Raw genomic sequence first — 15,864 nt, forward strand, 5'->3', positions numbered from 1 at the left:
CATGAAGTCGATCGACGAGCTCAGCTCCGACCTGAGCTTCACCACCGCCAAGGCCGGCGCCGAGCGCACCGTGACGTTCCTGCCCGAACCACCACGCGCGCAACGGCGCTACACGGTGATCTCGGTAGACGATCACATCGTCGAACCCCCGGACACCTTTCAGGGCCGGGTGCCGCGCAAACTCGCCGACCGGGCGCCGAGGGTGATCGAGACCGACACCGGCGGCCAGACCTGGATGTATGACGGCCAGTCGCTGCCCAACGTCGGATTCAACGCGGTGGTGGGACGTCCGGTCTCGGAGTACGGCTTCGAGCCGGCCCGATTCGATGAGATGCGCCGTGGCGCTTGGGATATTCATGCACGGGTCAAGGACATGGACCTCAACGGCGTCTACGCGTCGCTGAACTTTCCCTCCTTCCTGCCCGGGTTCGCCGGTCAGCGCCTACAGCTGGCGACCGACGACCGTGAGTTGGCGCTGGCCTCGGTGCGGGCGTGGAACGACTGGCACCACGAGGTGTGGGCCGGTTCTTACCCGGACCGCATCATCGGCTGTCAGCTGCCCTGGTTGCTGGATCCCGAAGTCGGGGCGGCCATGATCCACGAGAACGCCGAAAGAGGCTTTCGCGCCATCACTTTCAGCGAGAACCCGGCCATGCTGGGGCTGCCGACCATTCACTCCGGGCATTGGGACCCGATGATCGCCGCCTGCGCCGAAACAGGCACCGTGGTCAATCTGCACATCGGGTCGTCGGGCACCTCGCCGTCGACAACCGACGACGCCCCGCCCGACGTCGCCGGCGTCCTGTTCTTCGCCTACGCCATCTCCGCCGCGGTCGACTGGTTGTACTCGGGGTTGCCCAGCCGCTTCCCCGAGTTGAAGATCTGCCTGTCCGAGGGTGGGATCGGCTGGGTCGCAGGGCTGCTGGACCGCCTCGACCACATGCTGAGCTATCACGAGATGTACGGAACCTGGAAGGCACTCGGTGAGACGCTCTCCCCGGCCGAGGTGCTGCAACGCAACTTCTGGTTCTGCGCGGTCGAGGATCAGTCGTCGTTCTGCCAGCACGAGCGCATCGGCACCGACCACATCATGCTGGAAGCCGACTACCCGCACTGCGACTCGACGTGGCCGAACACTCAGCAGGTGATCCATGAGGAGATCGGGCACCTTCCCCCCGAGGTGATCCGGAAGTTCACCTGGGAGAACGCATCTCGCCTCTACCAGCATCCGGTGCCCGAAGCGGTCCAACACGACCCGGATGCGTTCTAAGGGTGGCCGCCTCGCTGACACCGCTGCGTATCGCGGTGCTCGACGATTACCAGGGCATCGCCGGCACGGTGGACTGGTCGCCTATCCCGCGGCGCGTGGATCTGCTGGCGATTCGCGAGCACCTCGATCCCGGCGAGGAACTCATCGCCCGGTTGGCCGACCGCGAGGTGGTGGTGGCGATGCGCGAACGCACGCCGATCAACGCCGATCTGCTGGCCCGGCTGCCGTCGTTGAAATTGCTGGTCACCACGGGGCCGTTCAACGCCGCGATCGACGTGACCGCCGCCCACCGGCTCGGGATCATCGTGTGTGGCACCGGCGGCACCATCACGCCGACGGTCGAACTCACCTGGGCGTTGATCCACGCCCTGCAACGTCATCTGATCGTCGAGGACGCGGCAGTTCGCGCCGGCCGATGGCAACAGACGGTCGGCGCTGATCTGGCCGGCGCGACGCTCGGGCTGGTGGGGCTGGGCCGAATCGGCCGGCGGGTCGCGGCGGTGGGCCACGCCTACGGCATGCGAGTGACGGCGTGGAGCCCGCACCTGACCCCGGAGCGGGCCGCCGAGGCCCAGGCGCAGCTGCTGGACCGACGCGCTTTGTTCGAGACCGCCGACGTCGTGTCGATTCACATGGTGCTCTCCGAGGCGACCCGGGGGCTCGTCGGTCGAGACGAGCTGGCCGTGATGAAGTCCAGCGCGATCGTCGTCAACACCTCACGGGGCGGGTTGATCGATGAGGCCGCGCTGATCGACGCACTGCGCACCAACCGGATCCGTGGCGCCGGGCTCGACGTCTACGACCAGGAGCCGCTGCCGGCCGGGCACCCGCTGACCACGCTGGACAACACCGTCCTGACCCCGCACCTGGGCTACGTGACCGAGAACTGCATGAACGTGTTTTATCGCGATATCGTCGATGACATCGTCGCTTACTGCGCCGGCACTCCGCGGCGGCTGGTGAAAGTTCAATGACACGGTCACGCTGTTTCTGATAACAGCTTTTCGTAACAGTACCATCGCATCAGAATAACGGTTCCACAAATAAATTCTGGCCCACTAATTTCAGAGTCAGGCCGCAACAGAAAAAGGTCCGCGAACATAATGTTCGCGGACCCTCTTCTGGCACGTGTTACTTAGTGCCGCCGGCCAGACCGATAGGGGCGCTGATGACGTCAGTCATCAATCCCGCGATAGGACTGGCCGCAGCGGCGCCGGCCGGTCCCGGCGCCACCAGCGGCACGGGCGGCGGCAATCCGGGCACCACCGGAATGGGGGCAATCGGAATCGGGGGCACCGGCCCCGGCAGCCCCATCGGCACAGGTCCAGCAAGAGTGGTCAGGTCAGCCGCGGCCGGCCCACAGGGCACCCCGGCGGCGGCCGCCAACGTCGCGTCGGCCGGCGCCGCAATGGGCGCCGCACCGTCAGCGGAGGAGAGAGCGACCACACCACCTGCACACACCGGCCCCCCGAGGGGCAGGAACGCGACAGGAGCAGCACCCACCTGGCCGCTGAAAATCAACCCGCCTGCATAAAAGCCGATCCCGGCGAATATCGCTTTTCCGAGTCTCCCGAGGCTCTTCACGTAAACTCCGATGATTAGTATCCAGCCCCCCCGGACACGCAATCTTACGACTGCAAAAGAACCGTATCACAGGCTTGTAAGTTACCGGGCCGGCCAATTGACTCGTTACCGTAACGATGCGGATCGGCGGTCGTGACCCTGTGTTCACCAAACGGTCTGGTCACAATTCTGCGCGATCAGCACAGCGTGAACGGAATACCCATCGAAATGAGTGGAGCTAAGGGGACTCGAACCCCTGACCCCCACACTGCCAGTGTGGTGCGCTACCAGCTGCGCCATAGCCCCGCGTTGTCGTGCTCATCGAAGCTACACCACAGCCGCACCAAGGTTCAAAACAGCTACTCCGTCGGCCTGTGTTCAGGCCGGATGCTGGGTCTGATGCAGCCCGTAGGGCACCGCGTCGAGCAGCGTCACCGTCACGTTGGCCCCGCTGGGCACCTGGTAAGTGCGCTCCTCCCCTGGCCGGGCTCCGGTGATCGCCATGCCCAACGGCGACTGCGGCGAGTACACCTCCAACCCGCTCTGGTCGTCGTCGCGAACCCCGAGCAGGAAGGTCTCGGTGTCTCCATCGCTGTAGCGGACGGTGAGCACCATGCCGGGCTCGGCGACCCCGTCGTCGGGCGGGTCCTGTCCGACCACCGCGACCGCCAACAGGTCGTGGATCTGATGGATCCGGGCCTGGCGAGCTTGTTGGTCACTGATGTCTTCGCCACCCGAAACGGGCTGCGGTGCAGATAATTCCGCTAACTCGGCCAGCAGCCGATCCTTGGTCTGCTGGGTCATCCAGACACCGTGCGTATCAGTCATCGACAGTTCTCCTTTGCAACAGCATTTGATTCGAAACTCACCGACCCGAGCGGGTCAGCGCAAGGGGTCGAGGTCGCGCAGCACGGCGGATTGTTTGCCGGTGGTGATCTGCTCGGCCAGCAATCGTCCCGTCACCGGTCCGTGCGTCATGCCCCACATTCCGTGCCCGCCGGCGACGTAGACGGTGCGCGGGCACACCTCCCCCACCAGGGGCCGCCCATCGGGGCTGACGGGGCGTGGACCCACCCACACGTCGGTGCGCTCGTCCCAGCGCACACCGTCGAGCAACGGTCGGGCGGCGGCGACGATGGCTTCGACGCGGGCCGGGACAATCGGGGCGTCGGGATCGCCGAACTCCATGGTGCCGGCGATCCGAAGCCGGGCGTTCAACGGCGTGCAGGCCACCCGGGCATCCGGCAGGTAGATCGGCCCGGTGACCGGCCCGTCGACCGGTACCGAGAAGGAGTAGCCGCGCCCGGCCCGCACCGGCACCCGAATCCAGCGCGCTGCCAGCCGGGACAGCCAGGCGCCGCTGGCGATCACCGCCGCATCCGCCGTCAAGGTGGTGCCGTCGCGGCTGGTCACAGCCACACCGTCACCGTTCGGCGCCACGTCGGCGACGTCGAGAATGTGCAGGACGCCGCCGCGCTGCACCACCGCACGACCCAGCGCGGTCACGAACCGCCCCGGGTCCAGGAAGCGCTGGCCGTCGATCTGCACCCCGGCGGCCACCGCCGAGGACGCCAGCGGCACCCGCTCGGCCAGCGCCGCACCGGTCAGTTCGGTGCCGAACACCGGCTGCCCGGCCTCGGAGAACCGGCGCAGCTCGTCGAGCAAGCGCTCGGCGTCGGCCGAGGTGCGAAAGATCGCGGTGATCGGGGCATCGGTGATCGGGGCGTCCACCCCATTGGCGAGCAGAACGTCGTATGCCTCAATGCATTCCGCGCTCAGAGGCGCATTCGCCCGCACCGCCCGGCGCCAGGCCGCAGGGCGGCTGTTGGCGGCAAAGCGCGCCAAGAACGTCCACAGCGCCGGGCCGGCGTTCAGCGGGACCTGCAGCGGCGCGGTCCGGCTCAGCAGGGACCGCAGCCCGAAGCGTAGGTTGGCGGGCTCGTTGAGGGGAATCGCCAGTGCCGGGGAGATCCAGCCGGCATTGCCCCACGAGGAGCCGGCCGCGACGCCGACCCGGTCGACCACGGTGACTTCGACACCGCGCTCCTGCAAAAACCAGGCGGTGGACAACCCGACGATGCCGGCGCCCACCACGATCACCGACCGTGGCGCACCTTCGATCCGGTTGGCCGCACCCATTACTCCATGATGCGACGGTGGTCAGATACCCGGTTTAACCGAATCGCACAACAGCGGCGTCAGCGTTTGTTGACTTCCGACATGTCACCGGCCGCGAGCTCGATCATCGCCGCGAATCGGGTACGCGGATCCTCCAGCCCCAGTGGCGTGACCTCGGCCATCTTGCGCAGCCGGTAGCGGACCGTGTTTTCGTGCACGCCCAGCTGCTCGGCGGCCCGTGCGAGATCGCCCTGGGCATCGAGCCAAGCCCGCAGCGTGGCCACATAGGGCGTGCTGTGGGCAGCATCGTGGCCACGCAGCTCTGCCACCGGCCCGCGGGTGGGCACCCGTCCGGCTCGTGCCGCGTTGTGCAACCGGCGCAGCACGACCTCGTCCCAGGACTCGTCGTAGGCCGGCGGAACACCGTCCAACGGGCCGGCTTCGTGCAGCGCGAGGCATTCCTCGGCCTCGCGGCGCGCCGCCGCCAACTCGGTGGCTGTGGCAACCGCACTGATTCCGGCCAGCACGCTGGCATGCGGGGGCAGGGCGGCAGCCAGGCCGCGGACCCACTGTCGGGCCGCCGCGGCGTCCTCGGCGGGCAGCAGGGTGTAGACGGTGTTGGGGGCCAGCGCACTGCGGCCCGGACGCGACCAGCCGAATCCGGTGGTGACCGCCTCGAAAGCCAGCAGCAGCCCGGCGTGCGGTTGCGTGGCGATCCGGGTGTGCACGGCGATCACCCGCAGCGGGGCTTGCGGCAGCCCCAGCCTGGCGATCAGGGCAATGGCATCGTCAGGCTCGGTTTGCTCATCCAAAAGCCTGGTCACCCAATCGGATTCGACCTGGCGTTCCAAGTCAGCGCTAGCCCGTGACCGCAGCACGTGCAGTGCTACGGTGCGGGCACCGTCGGCCAGTGCGGTCAGCCGTGCACCCCTCAACGGGGCCGGGCAGGCCACCCATACCGCACCCAGCAGCTCCCGGCCGGCGCGCACCGCCACCACCATCCGCCCGGTCAAGCCGTACTCGGGATCGGCAGCGACGAACAACGGCTCGTCGTGCAGATCCAGATGCGCTACGACGCCGCGCTTTTCAAACAACTCCCGAAGTGCCTCGGACTCCTGCCGGTTCAGGATCGTCGCCGAACGCGCCGGGTCCGCGTGTCGCTGGCCACGCGAGTAGGCCAGGACCCGGCCCAGCTGGTCTTCGATGGTGACCGCACCGGCCACCGCTTCGGCGAGGCTGTCGGCGACGGCGAAAAGATCCGTTGGCCCGCGGCCCGACTCGGTCTCCCGGCCTTCGAGCACCAGCCCGTAGACCACCGCGGCCAGCTCGCTCCAGGACACCGCCGCGTCCACCACCAACACGGCCAGCGACTCGCCCTCGCCGGCGAAGGAGGTCTTGTCCTCGACGTCACGCACCAGCACGGCGACGGCCTTGGCGGCCACCGCCCAGCGCACCGCCTCTTTTACCGAGCGGGCGCCGACCGCCAACAGGACGTCGCCGACAACGGCCCGCTCACCGGTCACCTCGTGCATCACGACACTGCTCAGCCGCGTCGTCCTCGGAATGGAACAGAACCTCAGCCGAACCCCGTAGCTGCCCACCACGTTGACCAGCCGGTCCAGCGTCACCATCAACCGAGCCTAGCCACGTCGGGTCGGCGATCCCGCCGATCGGGTTGCTCGCCCTGGTCTCCGGTGCCCACAACCAGGTGAGCGCCGCCAACAGCAACACCCCACCGCTGATGGCAAAACCCCACTCGAAGGACATCCGCTCGGCGATCTGGCCGACCGCAAGCGACCCCACGATCGACCCGAAGTCAGCCATCATCTGATAGGTCGCCACCGCGGTGCCCGCGCGGGCCTGGTTGCCGACCAGGTCGGAGATGACGGCCTGCTGCGGAGACCCGTAGATCCCCGACGCCACCCCGGTCAGATACGCCACCACCAGGAACACCACCAGCGATGCGCTCGCGCCCAGCAAGACCGTCGTGAGACCCGACGCCGCCAGCCCGGCGATGAGCAACCCCTTGCGGCCGATCCGGTCCGACAACTGACCGCTGGGCAGCACCGCACAGACATTGCCGATCCCGACCATCGCCAGCGTCAAGCCGGCGAAGGAGGGCCCGCGGCCCAGGACTTCGGTGACGAACAACGGCACCAGCGCGACCCGCAAACCGAACACCGACCAGCCGGTGGCGAAGTTCGACAACAGCGCCGAGCGGTAGGCGCGATTCCCCAGCGCTGCCCGCACCGACACGGTGGGCCCCGTCGACTCGGCCACTTCGGCCAAATGCGAGTGGCGCAGGCTGACGAAGACACCGGTGGCCGTCACGATCAGCACCGAACCGTAGAACAAGAACGGCGCACTGAGGCCGAAACCCGCTGTCAGACTGCCTAATACCGGCCCTCCCACGGTGCCCAGCAGAAACGCCGTGGCAAACAGCCCGGCGACCCGGCCGCGAGCGTCCTCCGGACTGATTCGGATCATCAGGCCGACCGCGGCGATAAAGAACATCGTCGACCCGACGCCGCCGAGGGCACGGAAGAACAGCAGCTGCCCGTAGCTCTGCACGAAGGCGCAGGCCGTGGTGGACACCGAGACGACCAACAGGCCGGCCACATAGACCCAGCGCTCCCCCAGCCGCTGAACCAGCAGACCGCTCACCGGCGCGAAGAGCAATCGCGTCAGCGCGAACGCGGTGATGAGGAACGTTGTCGCGGAGATGCTCACCCCGAAATGACGCGCGTAGACCGGCAGGACCGGAGACACCAACCCGTAGCCGAGCGCGATCAGAACGTTCGCGACGAGCAGTATCCAAATCTCCCGCTGCAGCCGCGGTCGAGCGGCCGGGGAGTCGGAGGTCACCCGATAACTTTAGACAGCCTCGGTAATCTCTGACTCGGGAGGCTTGACCATGAACGACGCCGTCGATGCGGCCCGTAGCGGCGGCCCCGATCACTCGCCGCCGCGGCCGCTGCTGCTGCAGTTGTGGGAGCACTGGGCCGCGTTCAAACCGTTCGCCGTGGCCGGCGCCACCGCGATTGTGGCCGGCGGTGCGATAGCCGCCGTCATCGCGGCCCCGGCACCCACCCGGCACGGGGTCTGGGCAGTGGCCTATCTGGTCCTGGTACTCGGGGCCGGCCAACTGGCGATCGGAGCCGGCCAAGCGCTGCTGCCGGCCACCGCGCCGTCGCCGCGCGAGGCAACGCTGGGCGCCGCGGGGTTCAACCTCTCCGGCGCGGCCATCGTGGTCGGTGTCGTCACCGACCACGTCGCGATGTTCTACGCGGGTTCTGCGCTGCTGTTCGCGGTGCTGGCCGGGTTGCTCTACCGGGTTCGGCGCAGCACGCGCCGGGGCTGGGCCCTGCTCGCCTACCGGTTGTTCCTGGCAGCGTTGGTGGTGAGCATTCCGATCGGGATGGCGATCACCACCGCGGGCCGCGGCTAGTCACTGCCGGGCCAGCAGCTTGGCCAATACCGCCGCCTGACTTCCGTCGACGTCCCGGCTCGCCGTCACCAAGGTGACGGTCTTCTTGCCGCGGGCCAGCGCGCGCAGGCCGGCGAACCCCGCGGCTCCCTTCGCTGTCTGCAGTTCGTCTTCGTAGCGGGTGACGAACTCATCGAAACGCTCGGGCTGATGGTTGTACCAACGGCGGAGTTCGCTCGATGGCGCTGCGTCTTTGTACCAGTGCCCCACCCGGGGGTCGTCCTTTCGGAAGCCCCGCGGCCACACCCGATCGACGAGGATCCGTTCACCGTCCTCCGCACGAGGTTCGTCGTAGACCCGGGCGACCCGGAAGGTGGTTTTGGGACTCATACCCCAGGCTAGCGCCGGCCCGCGGCGCATGTCAGCCGTCTGTCCCAGCGCCGGCGACGCCTTCGAAGTTAGCTTAGGCAATGCTACCTTGTTGTTATTTATCAGTTCCTCTCGTAGAAATTGGTGTCTGGCGTGAACGGTCTTTGGATCGCATCTCCTCCGGAGGTGCATTCCGCGCTGTTGAGCAGCGGGCCCGGTCCCGCTGCCCTGCTGGATGCCGCCGGCGCCTGGTCAGCGCTGAGCGCCGAATACGCTGCCGCGGCCACCGAACTGATCACCGTGCTGGGCGCCGTCGGGGCAGCGGCCTGGCACGGTCCCAGCGCAGACAGCTACACCGCGGCGCACGCTCCCTATCTGCAGTGGCTGACACGCGCCAGCATCGACAGCGCCCGCGCCGGAGCCCAACACGAAGTCGTCGCGGCCGCCTACAGCACCGCGTTGGCCACCATGCCCACCCTGGCGGAGCTGGCGCTCAACCACACCGTCCACGGCGTGCTGACAGCCACGAATTTCTTTGGCATCAACACCATCCCGATCGCACTCAATGAGGCCGACTACGCCCGCATGTGGGTGCAGGCCGCCACCGTCATGGCGACCTACGATGCGATGTCCGGCGCCGCCCTGGCGTCGCTACCCGGCACGGACCGCGCGCCGCCGATACTGACCGCCGACACCGGAACCGGTGGGGACGACGACGAGCCGACGGACCCGATCGAGGAAGCCAACCGCTGGTTCTGGTTCATCTTCTGGAACATCGTGTTCTGGTCGACCTTCCTGTTCATCGTGACGATTCCGGTTCGGATACCGATCGTGCTGCCGCTGCTGATCAACGCCATCAACGACTTCATCGCATCGATGCAGGTGCCACCCGAGCCGATCATCGAGCAGCAGCCCGAGCCACAGCCCGCCCCCGCGGTGCACCCGATCGTGACCCGACCGGCCCACGAGCCAGTCGCCGTTGCCGTCGGTGTCGGGAGCGGCATCGCCGGTTCTGCGGGAACATCCGCAAGCCCGGCCGGTGCGACGACCACCGGGCCGGCAGTACCGGTGAGCGGTGCCGAATCGTTGGCCTACCTGGTGACCGGCGGCCACGCCGAAGGCTTCGGCCCCACTCTGACCGACCGCAACCGGTCCAAGGCGCCGGCCGCCGGCGCCTCCGCGGCGGTGTCGACTCGCGCGCCGGCGGCTGGCGCGCCGCTGCGGGCCCGGCGACGGCGTCGCATGCAGATGGAGGAATACGCCAACGCCACCATGACGGTGGGTGGCGACGACAGCGACTCACTCGACGACGCAGGGGCACCCGCCTGCTCGGAATCCGGCGCGGGATCACTGGGGTTCACCGGGACCGCGCAGCGAAGCGACGCGGCAGCAACAGGACTGGCCCGGTTGCGCGGCAACGCATTCGGCACCGGACCGGCGGTACCGCTACTGCCCGAGACCTGGGACCACGAGCCCGACGAGCGGTAGCCGTTCCTAACCGTTGCGCGGCCGCAGCCCGAACCGGCGCCGCCCCCGCGCCGCGAACGCCCGCATGACCGCCAGTGTCATCGCCATCCGGCGCTTCGACGACGGGTACCACAGCAGTTCGGATTTCTGGGTGGGTAGCCGCGGCGTCGTAATTGCCTGCTGCCGGCAGTATTTGATGATTCCGGATGCTCCGCCGGCCCGATAGCCGATGCCGGACTCCTTCCAGCCGCCCATCGGCAGCCCCGGACAGAACACATTGACCAAGGCGTCGTTGACGTTCACCGCGCCCACTTCCAGCCGACGGGCCACCCGCTCGCCGCGGCGCTTATCGGCTGTCCACACCGTGGCCGACAATCCGTACGGCGAGTCGTTGGCCAGCCGGATGGCCTCGTTCTCGTCGGCGACCTTGATCACCGGCAGCGTCGGCCCGAACGTCTCCTCGGTCATGCACGTCATGGACGAGTCGACGTCGGCGATCACGGTCGGGGCGAAGTAGGTCCCCACACCGGTCGGTTTGCCGCCAGTGACCACCCGGGCGCCGGCGGCGGTCGCCTCGTCGACATGGCGCGCCACGATGTCACGTTGCGCTTCGGTCGCCATGGCACCGGTGTCGCCGTCCTGGCCCTGCTGCACCTCACCCACCCGGGCCGCCAGCTTCGCGACGAATTCGTCGTAGACCGGCGCTTCGACGTACACGCGCTCCACCGACACACAGACCTGGCCGGAGTTGAACAGTCCGCCCCAGGCAATGCCGTTGGCGGCGCGGTCGAGGTCGGCGTCGGCCAACACGATCGCCGGGTCCTTTCCGCCGAGTTCCAGACCGTAGGGAATCAGCCGCTGCGCGCAGGCCACCGCGACCTTGCGCCCGGTGGCGGTCGACCCGGTGAACTGCAGGAAGTCGGCGTGTTCGATCACCGCCTGACCGGTCTCGCCATAACCGGTGGTCAGGCCGAGCACTGGCGGGGCACCGATCTCAGCCCAGCCGCGCACAAACTCGACGGCCGACAGCGGCGTCACTTCCGAGGGCTTGAGCAGCACGGCCGCGCCGGCCGCCAAGGCCGGCGGCACGTCCAGGCCGGGCATCGCGAACGGGAAGTTCCACGGCGTGATGACCCCGACCAGCGGGTAGGGACGGTAGGCGGTGGTGAACCGCTTCACCCGATAAATCGGGCTGTGCGCCTTGGGATGACGATCGGCGAGAAACTCCTTGGCATGAGTGGCCCAGTAGGCGATGGCGTCTGCGGTGGCGACGGCCTCCAGGCTGGCGTCGACGTGCGATTTCCCGGTCTCGGAGATCAACACCTCGGTGATGCGGTCGGCGTTGTCCAGGATCCAGCCCTGCCACTCCAACATCCAGCGCTTGCGGCCCGTCGGCCCGAGCGCCTCCCATTCCGGTTGGGCTGCAACGAGTTGGGCTGCCTTGGCAGCCACCGTTTCAGGGTCATCGATCGGCACGGTGCCCGACACCGCCCCGGTGGCGGGGTTGTGCACGGTGATCGTCGACTCGGCCCTGGATTGCACTGCGGTCATGTTGCGCTCCCGATCTAGACCCTGCGGAAAGGCTGTGACCTCGCCGTATGTGATCGTCAGTTGCTGGCTGGGAATTTGTCAAGGTCAAACATCGCGGGCCCTTTGCCCGAGGCACCCGGAGTACGGGGAAATCCCGGTATCCGATCAGTGCGAAGTCGCCTACGGTCCGAGATGACCAGATGCTCACGCAGGGATTGGAGGGGCCGATGACGGATTGGGTGCCGACGGGTTCTCGCCGATGGGTGGGGCGTTTGGCCGTCACCGCTGCCAAAGCGGTCTCGGCCGGGGCTGCCGCGGGCATCGTCCTCGCCTGTGTACCGCTGGCCTCCGCCGACCCGGAGCCCTCAACCCAGCAGGAGCCCGCCGAGAACCAGCAGGAGCAGGACGAACAGCAGCAAAAGGGATTCTCGCCCCCGCGCCCCGATACCCCCAACAACAACCCGTCCAACAATCCCACCAACAACGACGCCTCCAAAAAGGGCGACCTGGCGGACAAGAACTGCTGGATGTACAGCACCGGCCCCGAATGGTTCGCGCCGGGCGCCATGCCCAGGCCTGGGCTTCCCGGGGAGAAGGTTTGGCCGTGTTACTACGTGGCGGGGCTGACCCCGCACTAGAGACATCGAAGCCCGAACCGGCTGCGCCACCATATTGGTCTTCGGCTACCCGGTGGGGCCGTGTACCTCGAAGGCGGTTGTGTCGGGCTTGGCCAAGAGCTCGGTATAGCGCTCGGGCCTCCAGGGGAACAACTCGGGCAGACCGTCCCTGCCCAGATACCAGCTGCGACAACCCGTCACCCACGTGGTGTGGGGCATCGCCGCTTTCATGTCTTCGTTGTGTTCCTTGGTGGCGACTTCGGTGGGCGCGACGGAGATCACGTGACCGTCGCGCATCTGTCCGATCCACCACATGATGAAGTCGGCCTGATGTTCGGCGATCGGGACCAACGAATCGCTACCGATCGGCGAGTGTGGACCCATCATCATGAAGAAATTCGGGAAGCCCGGCACCCCGATCGACCGGTAGGCACGTGGGCCGTCGGCCCACACTTCTTCGAGACTGACTCCGCCCGCGCCGACGATCTGCAGCGGGTGGACGTACGCGTGGGCGTCGAAACCGGTGGCGAACACCAGCACGTCAAGTTCGTGCAGAATGTCCCCGGAAGTGACCACGCCCTGCGGCTCGATGCGGACGATGTCATCGGTGACGACGTCAACGCCGGATCGCTGGACGGATCGGTAGTACTGACCGGCGAATATCTGCCGCTTGCACATCGGTTGGTCCACTGGAGTGAGCTTGGCCCGCAGTCCGGGATCCCGAACCGATAGACGCAGATTCCATCGGCATACCGCGTCAACCATCCGCCGCTGCCAACCCGGCTGCACGGTGGCCCGGCCCAGGACGGTTCTGAAGATCCAGCCCCAGAAGGTGTGGCCGAGCTGGTTGAACGCCGGCCACCGGCCCATCAGTGCCTTGGTCGGCCGGCTGTATCGGAAATTGGGCCACGGAAAGATCCACTGCGCCGAACGTTGAAACACCGTCAGCGATTTCACGCTGCCTCCGAGCGCCGAGACGATCTGCACACCCGTGGATCCGGTGCCGATCAATCCGATTCGCTTGTCCTGCAGCGGCGTCAAATGATCCCACTGCGACGAATGAAACATCTTGCCCGCGAATGAATCCCGCCCCGGAATATCAGGCAGGCGCGGTACTCGCAAGATGCCGGTGGCGGAGATCAGCACATCGAACGGCTCTACCTCGCCGTCAGAAGTTCGTATCCACCACCGACCGTCTCGGTATCGCGCTTCGGTCGCCTCGGTGTTGAAACGAATGCGCGCGCCAAGTGAGTGTTCCTCGGCGCAGGTCCGCAGGTATTGGTGAATCTCCGGACCCGGCGATTGAAACTTTGACCACTGATGGTTCGGCCGAAACGAGTAGCTGTAGTAGCGCGACGGCACATCGCAGTGCAATCCGGGATAGGTGTTGTCCCGCCAGGTGCCCCCGACATCGCCGGCTTGCTCGAAAACCGTGTACGACTCGATGCCGGCGGCCTGGAGTTTGATGGCCATGCAGAGCCCGGACATGCCCGCACCAATGACCGCCACCGTGGGCTTCATGCGACGACGGTACGCCGCCACACGCCGGTCGTTACCCGAAATCAGGTTGAGTGAACAAAGGCCACGCCGACATCTCCCGCCAACGAGACGTTGACGTGATGTCGACGGGGCCTCTGCTGAGCAATTTATCCGCTCTGAACTGCCATTTTGTTGTGGAGCTGCCGGGAATCGAACCCGGGTCCTACGGCATTCCCTCAAGACTTCTCCGTGCGCAGTTCGCTATGCCTCTACTTGGATCTCCCGGTCACGCGAACAAGCCGAGATGACGATCCCAGTCGCTGTTGGTGTCCCGATAAATCCCGCGACCGGACGTATCGGTGGATCCCTCTAGTCGATGCCAGGGTCCGGGCCGAGGGAGGTCCCGGTCTGACAGGCCCGCTATCGCTTAGGCAGCGAGAGCGAAGTCGCTCTGAAGAGCGACCTTAGCCGGAGTAAGTGCAACCTTGGCGCTTACTTGGTTACAGCGACGCTTACGGTGGTCTCCTGCCTGCACCGGCACGCTTCCCTTGATTCGACACACGCAGTCGAAACCTTTCAGCCCCCTGTCTTGGGTAGTTCTCCGCCGACGGTCGGCGGACACTTCATGGTACGCGGTTCCAACGACAGACCGGCGCCCGTTCATTCCCTCGGCACCGCACCGTCACCGCGCGGTGATCATCGCCACCGACACGATGGCCAGCACCATGCCCACCACCTGCCCGCGGTGCACCCGTTCGCGCAGCACCACAATGGCCAGCACCACCGTGACCGCCGGGAACAGCGAGATCAGCACGCTGGCCAACGACAGGTCCGACCCCCGCAGCGCCAGCAGCATCGCGACGTTGGCCGCGGAGTCAGACAGCCCCGCCACCAGCGCCAGTTTCAACGGCCGGCCGGTGGGCACGCGCAATTCACGCGCCCCGGTCGCCGCGGTGAACACCAGCACCGCGGCCGCCACCCGCGCGAACGCCAACGGCCACAGGCCGGAGTCATCCGGCGCCTCGTGGATGAACACGAAGTCCAAGCCGAACGCCACCCCGGCGCCGACCGTCAGCCAGGCCACCTTGCGGGTGAACTGGTGCGGCCGGATGTCCTCGTCGGTGGCCTGCCTGCTCACCAGGGCCACCGCCAGCAGCGCCAGCACGATCCCGCCGTCGGCCACCAGCCCGGGCCGCTCCCCCTGGATCAAGCCGATCACGACCGGCACCCCGGCCGTCAGCACCGCCGAGATCGGCGACACCACCGAGATCGGACCCGCACCCAGCGCGGCATAGAACCACCAGCCGCCCAAGCCCAGCGCGACACCGGAGGCCAGGCCCCAGCCGATCGCCCCGCCGGAATCGGTCCGCCCACCCCGATGGCGAACGCGCCCAGCAACACCAGCGCCACCGGGTAGGAGACCAGTACCACCCGCAGCGCGGGTACGCGGCGCGCCGCGAGACCACCGGCGAAATCGCTGACCCCGAAACCGGCCGCTGACAACAGCGCCAGGACGGCGCCGGTCACATGCCCTTGGCGCGCCGGCCCAGCGCCCGAGTGACTTCGCGCTGCGCGTCACGCCGGGCGAGGTCCTGCCGCTTGTCGTGAGCCTGCTTGCCGCGCGCCAGCGCCAATTCGACCTTCACCTTGCCTTCGGTGAAGTACACCGACAGCGGCACCAGGGTGAGATTGCCGTCGCGGATCTTGCCGATCAGCATGTCGATCTGGCGTCGATGCAACAGCAGCTTGCGGGTGCGTCGCGGGTCGTGATTGGTCCAGGTGCCGTGGTGGTACTCGGGAATGTGCATGTTGCGCAGCCACACTTCCCCGTCGTCGACGGTGGCGTACGCATCGACCAGTGAGGCCTGCCCGGCTCGCAGGCTCTTCACCTCGGTGCCCACCAGCGACACTCCCGCCTCGTACACGTCGAGAATCGAGTAGTTGTGTCGCGCTTTGCGATTCGACGCGACGATCTGTTTGTCTGGCTTCTTCTTGCTGCCCTTGTCCGCCGATTTCTTGGCCAT

Annotated in this window: 14 protein-coding genes, 1 tRNA gene, 1 other RNA gene and 1 pseudogene; 5 read left to right on the forward strand and 12 right to left on the reverse strand. The window is 67.2% G+C overall.

What is annotated here, in order from left to right:
- Position 1: 1 nt before the first annotated feature.
- Positions 2-1,270, forward strand: coding sequence for an amidohydrolase family protein (locus K3U94_RS16085; RefSeq protein WP_220694360.1), 1,269 nt, complete (start codon positions 2-4; stop codon positions 1,268-1,270).
- 2 nt (positions 1,271-1,272) lie between these two features.
- Entirely contained in the window at positions 1,273-2,244 is a 972-nt protein-coding gene (locus K3U94_RS16090) for a D-2-hydroxyacid dehydrogenase family protein (protein WP_220694361.1), read from the forward strand.
- Between the two features lie 157 nt (positions 2,245-2,401).
- Here K3U94_RS16090 and K3U94_RS16095 read toward each other — a convergent pair whose 3' ends face one another.
- From K3U94_RS16095 to K3U94_RS16120, 6 genes are all read right to left on the reverse strand, one after another.
- On the reverse strand, positions 2,402-2,716 hold the full coding sequence (locus tag K3U94_RS16095) for a hypothetical protein (RefSeq protein WP_220694362.1): 315 nt from the start codon (positions 2,714-2,716) through the stop codon (positions 2,402-2,404).
- A 350-nt stretch (positions 2,717-3,066) separates the two neighbouring features.
- Positions 3,067-3,139 (reverse strand) — tRNA-Ala (locus tag K3U94_RS16100).
- A gap of 72 nt (positions 3,140-3,211) precedes the next feature.
- Positions 3,212-3,661: a GreA/GreB family elongation factor gene (locus tag K3U94_RS16105; protein WP_047318992.1), complete on the reverse strand. Its 450-nt coding sequence runs from the start codon at positions 3,659-3,661 to the stop codon at positions 3,212-3,214.
- Positions 3,662-3,715: 54 nt separating this feature from the next.
- Complete coding sequence (locus tag K3U94_RS16110) at positions 3,716-4,972, reverse strand: NAD(P)/FAD-dependent oxidoreductase (protein WP_220694363.1); 1,257 nt, start codon at positions 4,970-4,972, stop codon at positions 3,716-3,718.
- Between the two features lie 59 nt (positions 4,973-5,031).
- Positions 5,032-6,582: a PucR family transcriptional regulator gene (locus tag K3U94_RS16115; RefSeq protein WP_220694364.1), complete on the reverse strand. Its 1,551-nt coding sequence runs from the start codon at positions 6,580-6,582 to the stop codon at positions 5,032-5,034.
- A complete protein-coding gene (locus K3U94_RS16120) occupies positions 6,464-7,816 on the reverse strand; it encodes an MFS transporter (protein WP_230987157.1) in 1,353 nt (450 codons plus the stop codon). Before K3U94_RS16120 ends, K3U94_RS16115 begins: the two co-directional genes overlap by 119 nt.
- Positions 7,817-7,865: 49 nt before the next feature.
- Between K3U94_RS16120 and K3U94_RS16125 the strand changes: the two genes are divergently transcribed.
- A complete protein-coding gene (locus tag K3U94_RS16125) occupies positions 7,866-8,399 on the forward strand; it encodes a hypothetical protein (RefSeq protein ID WP_220694365.1) in 534 nt (177 codons plus the stop codon).
- On the opposite strand, the gene K3U94_RS16130 is transcribed toward K3U94_RS16125, so the two are convergent.
- Positions 8,400-8,768, reverse strand: a complete 369-nt coding sequence (locus K3U94_RS16130; protein ID WP_047318988.1) for a DUF488 domain-containing protein — start codon at positions 8,766-8,768, stop codon at positions 8,400-8,402. It lies immediately after the preceding gene.
- Positions 8,769-8,900: 132 nt separating this feature from the next.
- On the opposite strand from K3U94_RS16130, the gene K3U94_RS16135 reads away from it, so the two are divergent.
- On the forward strand, positions 8,901-10,235 hold the full coding sequence (locus K3U94_RS16135; RefSeq protein WP_220694366.1) for a PPE family protein: 1,335 nt from the start codon (positions 8,901-8,903) through the stop codon (positions 10,233-10,235).
- A 6-nt stretch (positions 10,236-10,241) separates the two neighbouring features.
- Here K3U94_RS16135 and K3U94_RS16140 read toward each other — a convergent pair whose 3' ends face one another.
- Complete coding sequence (locus tag K3U94_RS16140; protein WP_220694367.1) at positions 10,242-11,765, reverse strand: aldehyde dehydrogenase family protein; 1,524 nt, start codon at positions 11,763-11,765, stop codon at positions 10,242-10,244.
- A gap of 206 nt (positions 11,766-11,971) precedes the next feature.
- Here K3U94_RS16140 and K3U94_RS16145 point away from each other — a divergent pair, with 206 nt between their 5' ends.
- Complete coding sequence (locus K3U94_RS16145; RefSeq protein WP_220694368.1) at positions 11,972-12,382, forward strand: hypothetical protein; 411 nt, start codon at positions 11,972-11,974, stop codon at positions 12,380-12,382.
- Between the two features lie 45 nt (positions 12,383-12,427).
- Here the strand turns inward: K3U94_RS16145 and K3U94_RS16150 are convergent, their stop codons facing one another.
- The 4 genes and pseudogenes from K3U94_RS16150 to smpB all read right to left on the reverse strand — a co-directional run bounded on the left by K3U94_RS16150 (position 12,428) and on the right by smpB (position 15,864).
- Positions 12,428-13,882 carry a flavin-containing monooxygenase gene (locus K3U94_RS16150; protein ID WP_220694369.1) on the reverse strand — a complete coding sequence of 485 codons (1,455 nt, stop codon included), beginning with the start codon at positions 13,880-13,882 and terminating at the stop codon, positions 12,428-12,430.
- A gap of 150 nt (positions 13,883-14,032) precedes the next feature.
- Positions 14,033-14,424, reverse strand: a transfer-messenger RNA (tmRNA) gene (gene ssrA, locus K3U94_RS16155).
- Positions 14,425-14,522: 98 nt separating this feature from the next.
- A pseudogene (locus tag K3U94_RS16160) lies at positions 14,523-15,367 on the reverse strand (EamA family transporter).
- Positions 15,364-15,864, reverse strand: coding sequence for an SsrA-binding protein SmpB (gene smpB, locus K3U94_RS16165; RefSeq protein WP_047318983.1), 501 nt, complete (start codon positions 15,862-15,864; stop codon positions 15,364-15,366). The pseudogene K3U94_RS16160 and the gene smpB overlap by 4 nt, the downstream one beginning before the upstream one ends.

The organism is Mycolicibacter heraklionensis, assembly GCF_019645815.1.
In the GTDB taxonomy this organism is placed as follows: domain Bacteria; phylum Actinomycetota; class Actinomycetes; order Mycobacteriales; family Mycobacteriaceae; genus Mycobacterium; species Mycobacterium heraklionense.

Coding starts and splice junctions, on each gene's coding strand:
- K3U94_RS16130 (WP_047318988.1), bottom strand. CDS start 8,768: ATGAGTCCCAAAACCACCTTCCGGGTCGCCCGGGTCTACGACGAACCT.
- K3U94_RS16110 (WP_220694363.1), bottom strand. CDS start 4,972: ATGGGTGCGGCCAACCGGATCGAAGGTGCGCCACGGTCGGTGATCGTG.
- smpB (WP_047318983.1), bottom strand. CDS start 15,864: ATGGCCAAGAAATCGGCGGACAAGGGCAGCAAGAAGAAGCCAGACAAA.
- K3U94_RS16145 (WP_220694368.1), top strand. CDS start 11,972: ATGACGGATTGGGTGCCGACGGGTTCTCGCCGATGGGTGGGGCGTTTG.
- K3U94_RS16150 (WP_220694369.1), bottom strand. CDS start 13,882: ATGAAGCCCACGGTGGCGGTCATTGGTGCGGGCATGTCCGGGCTCTGC.
- K3U94_RS16115 (WP_220694364.1), bottom strand. CDS start 6,582: ATGGTGACGCTGGACCGGCTGGTCAACGTGGTGGGCAGCTACGGGGTT.
- K3U94_RS16125 (WP_220694365.1), top strand. CDS start 7,866: ATGAACGACGCCGTCGATGCGGCCCGTAGCGGCGGCCCCGATCACTCG.
- K3U94_RS16105 (WP_047318992.1), bottom strand. CDS start 3,661: ATGACTGATACGCACGGTGTCTGGATGACCCAGCAGACCAAGGATCGG.
- K3U94_RS16140 (WP_220694367.1), bottom strand. CDS start 11,765: ATGACCGCAGTGCAATCCAGGGCCGAGTCGACGATCACCGTGCACAAC.
- K3U94_RS16085 (WP_220694360.1), top strand. CDS start 2: ATGAAGTCGATCGACGAGCTCAGCTCCGACCTGAGCTTCACCACCGCC.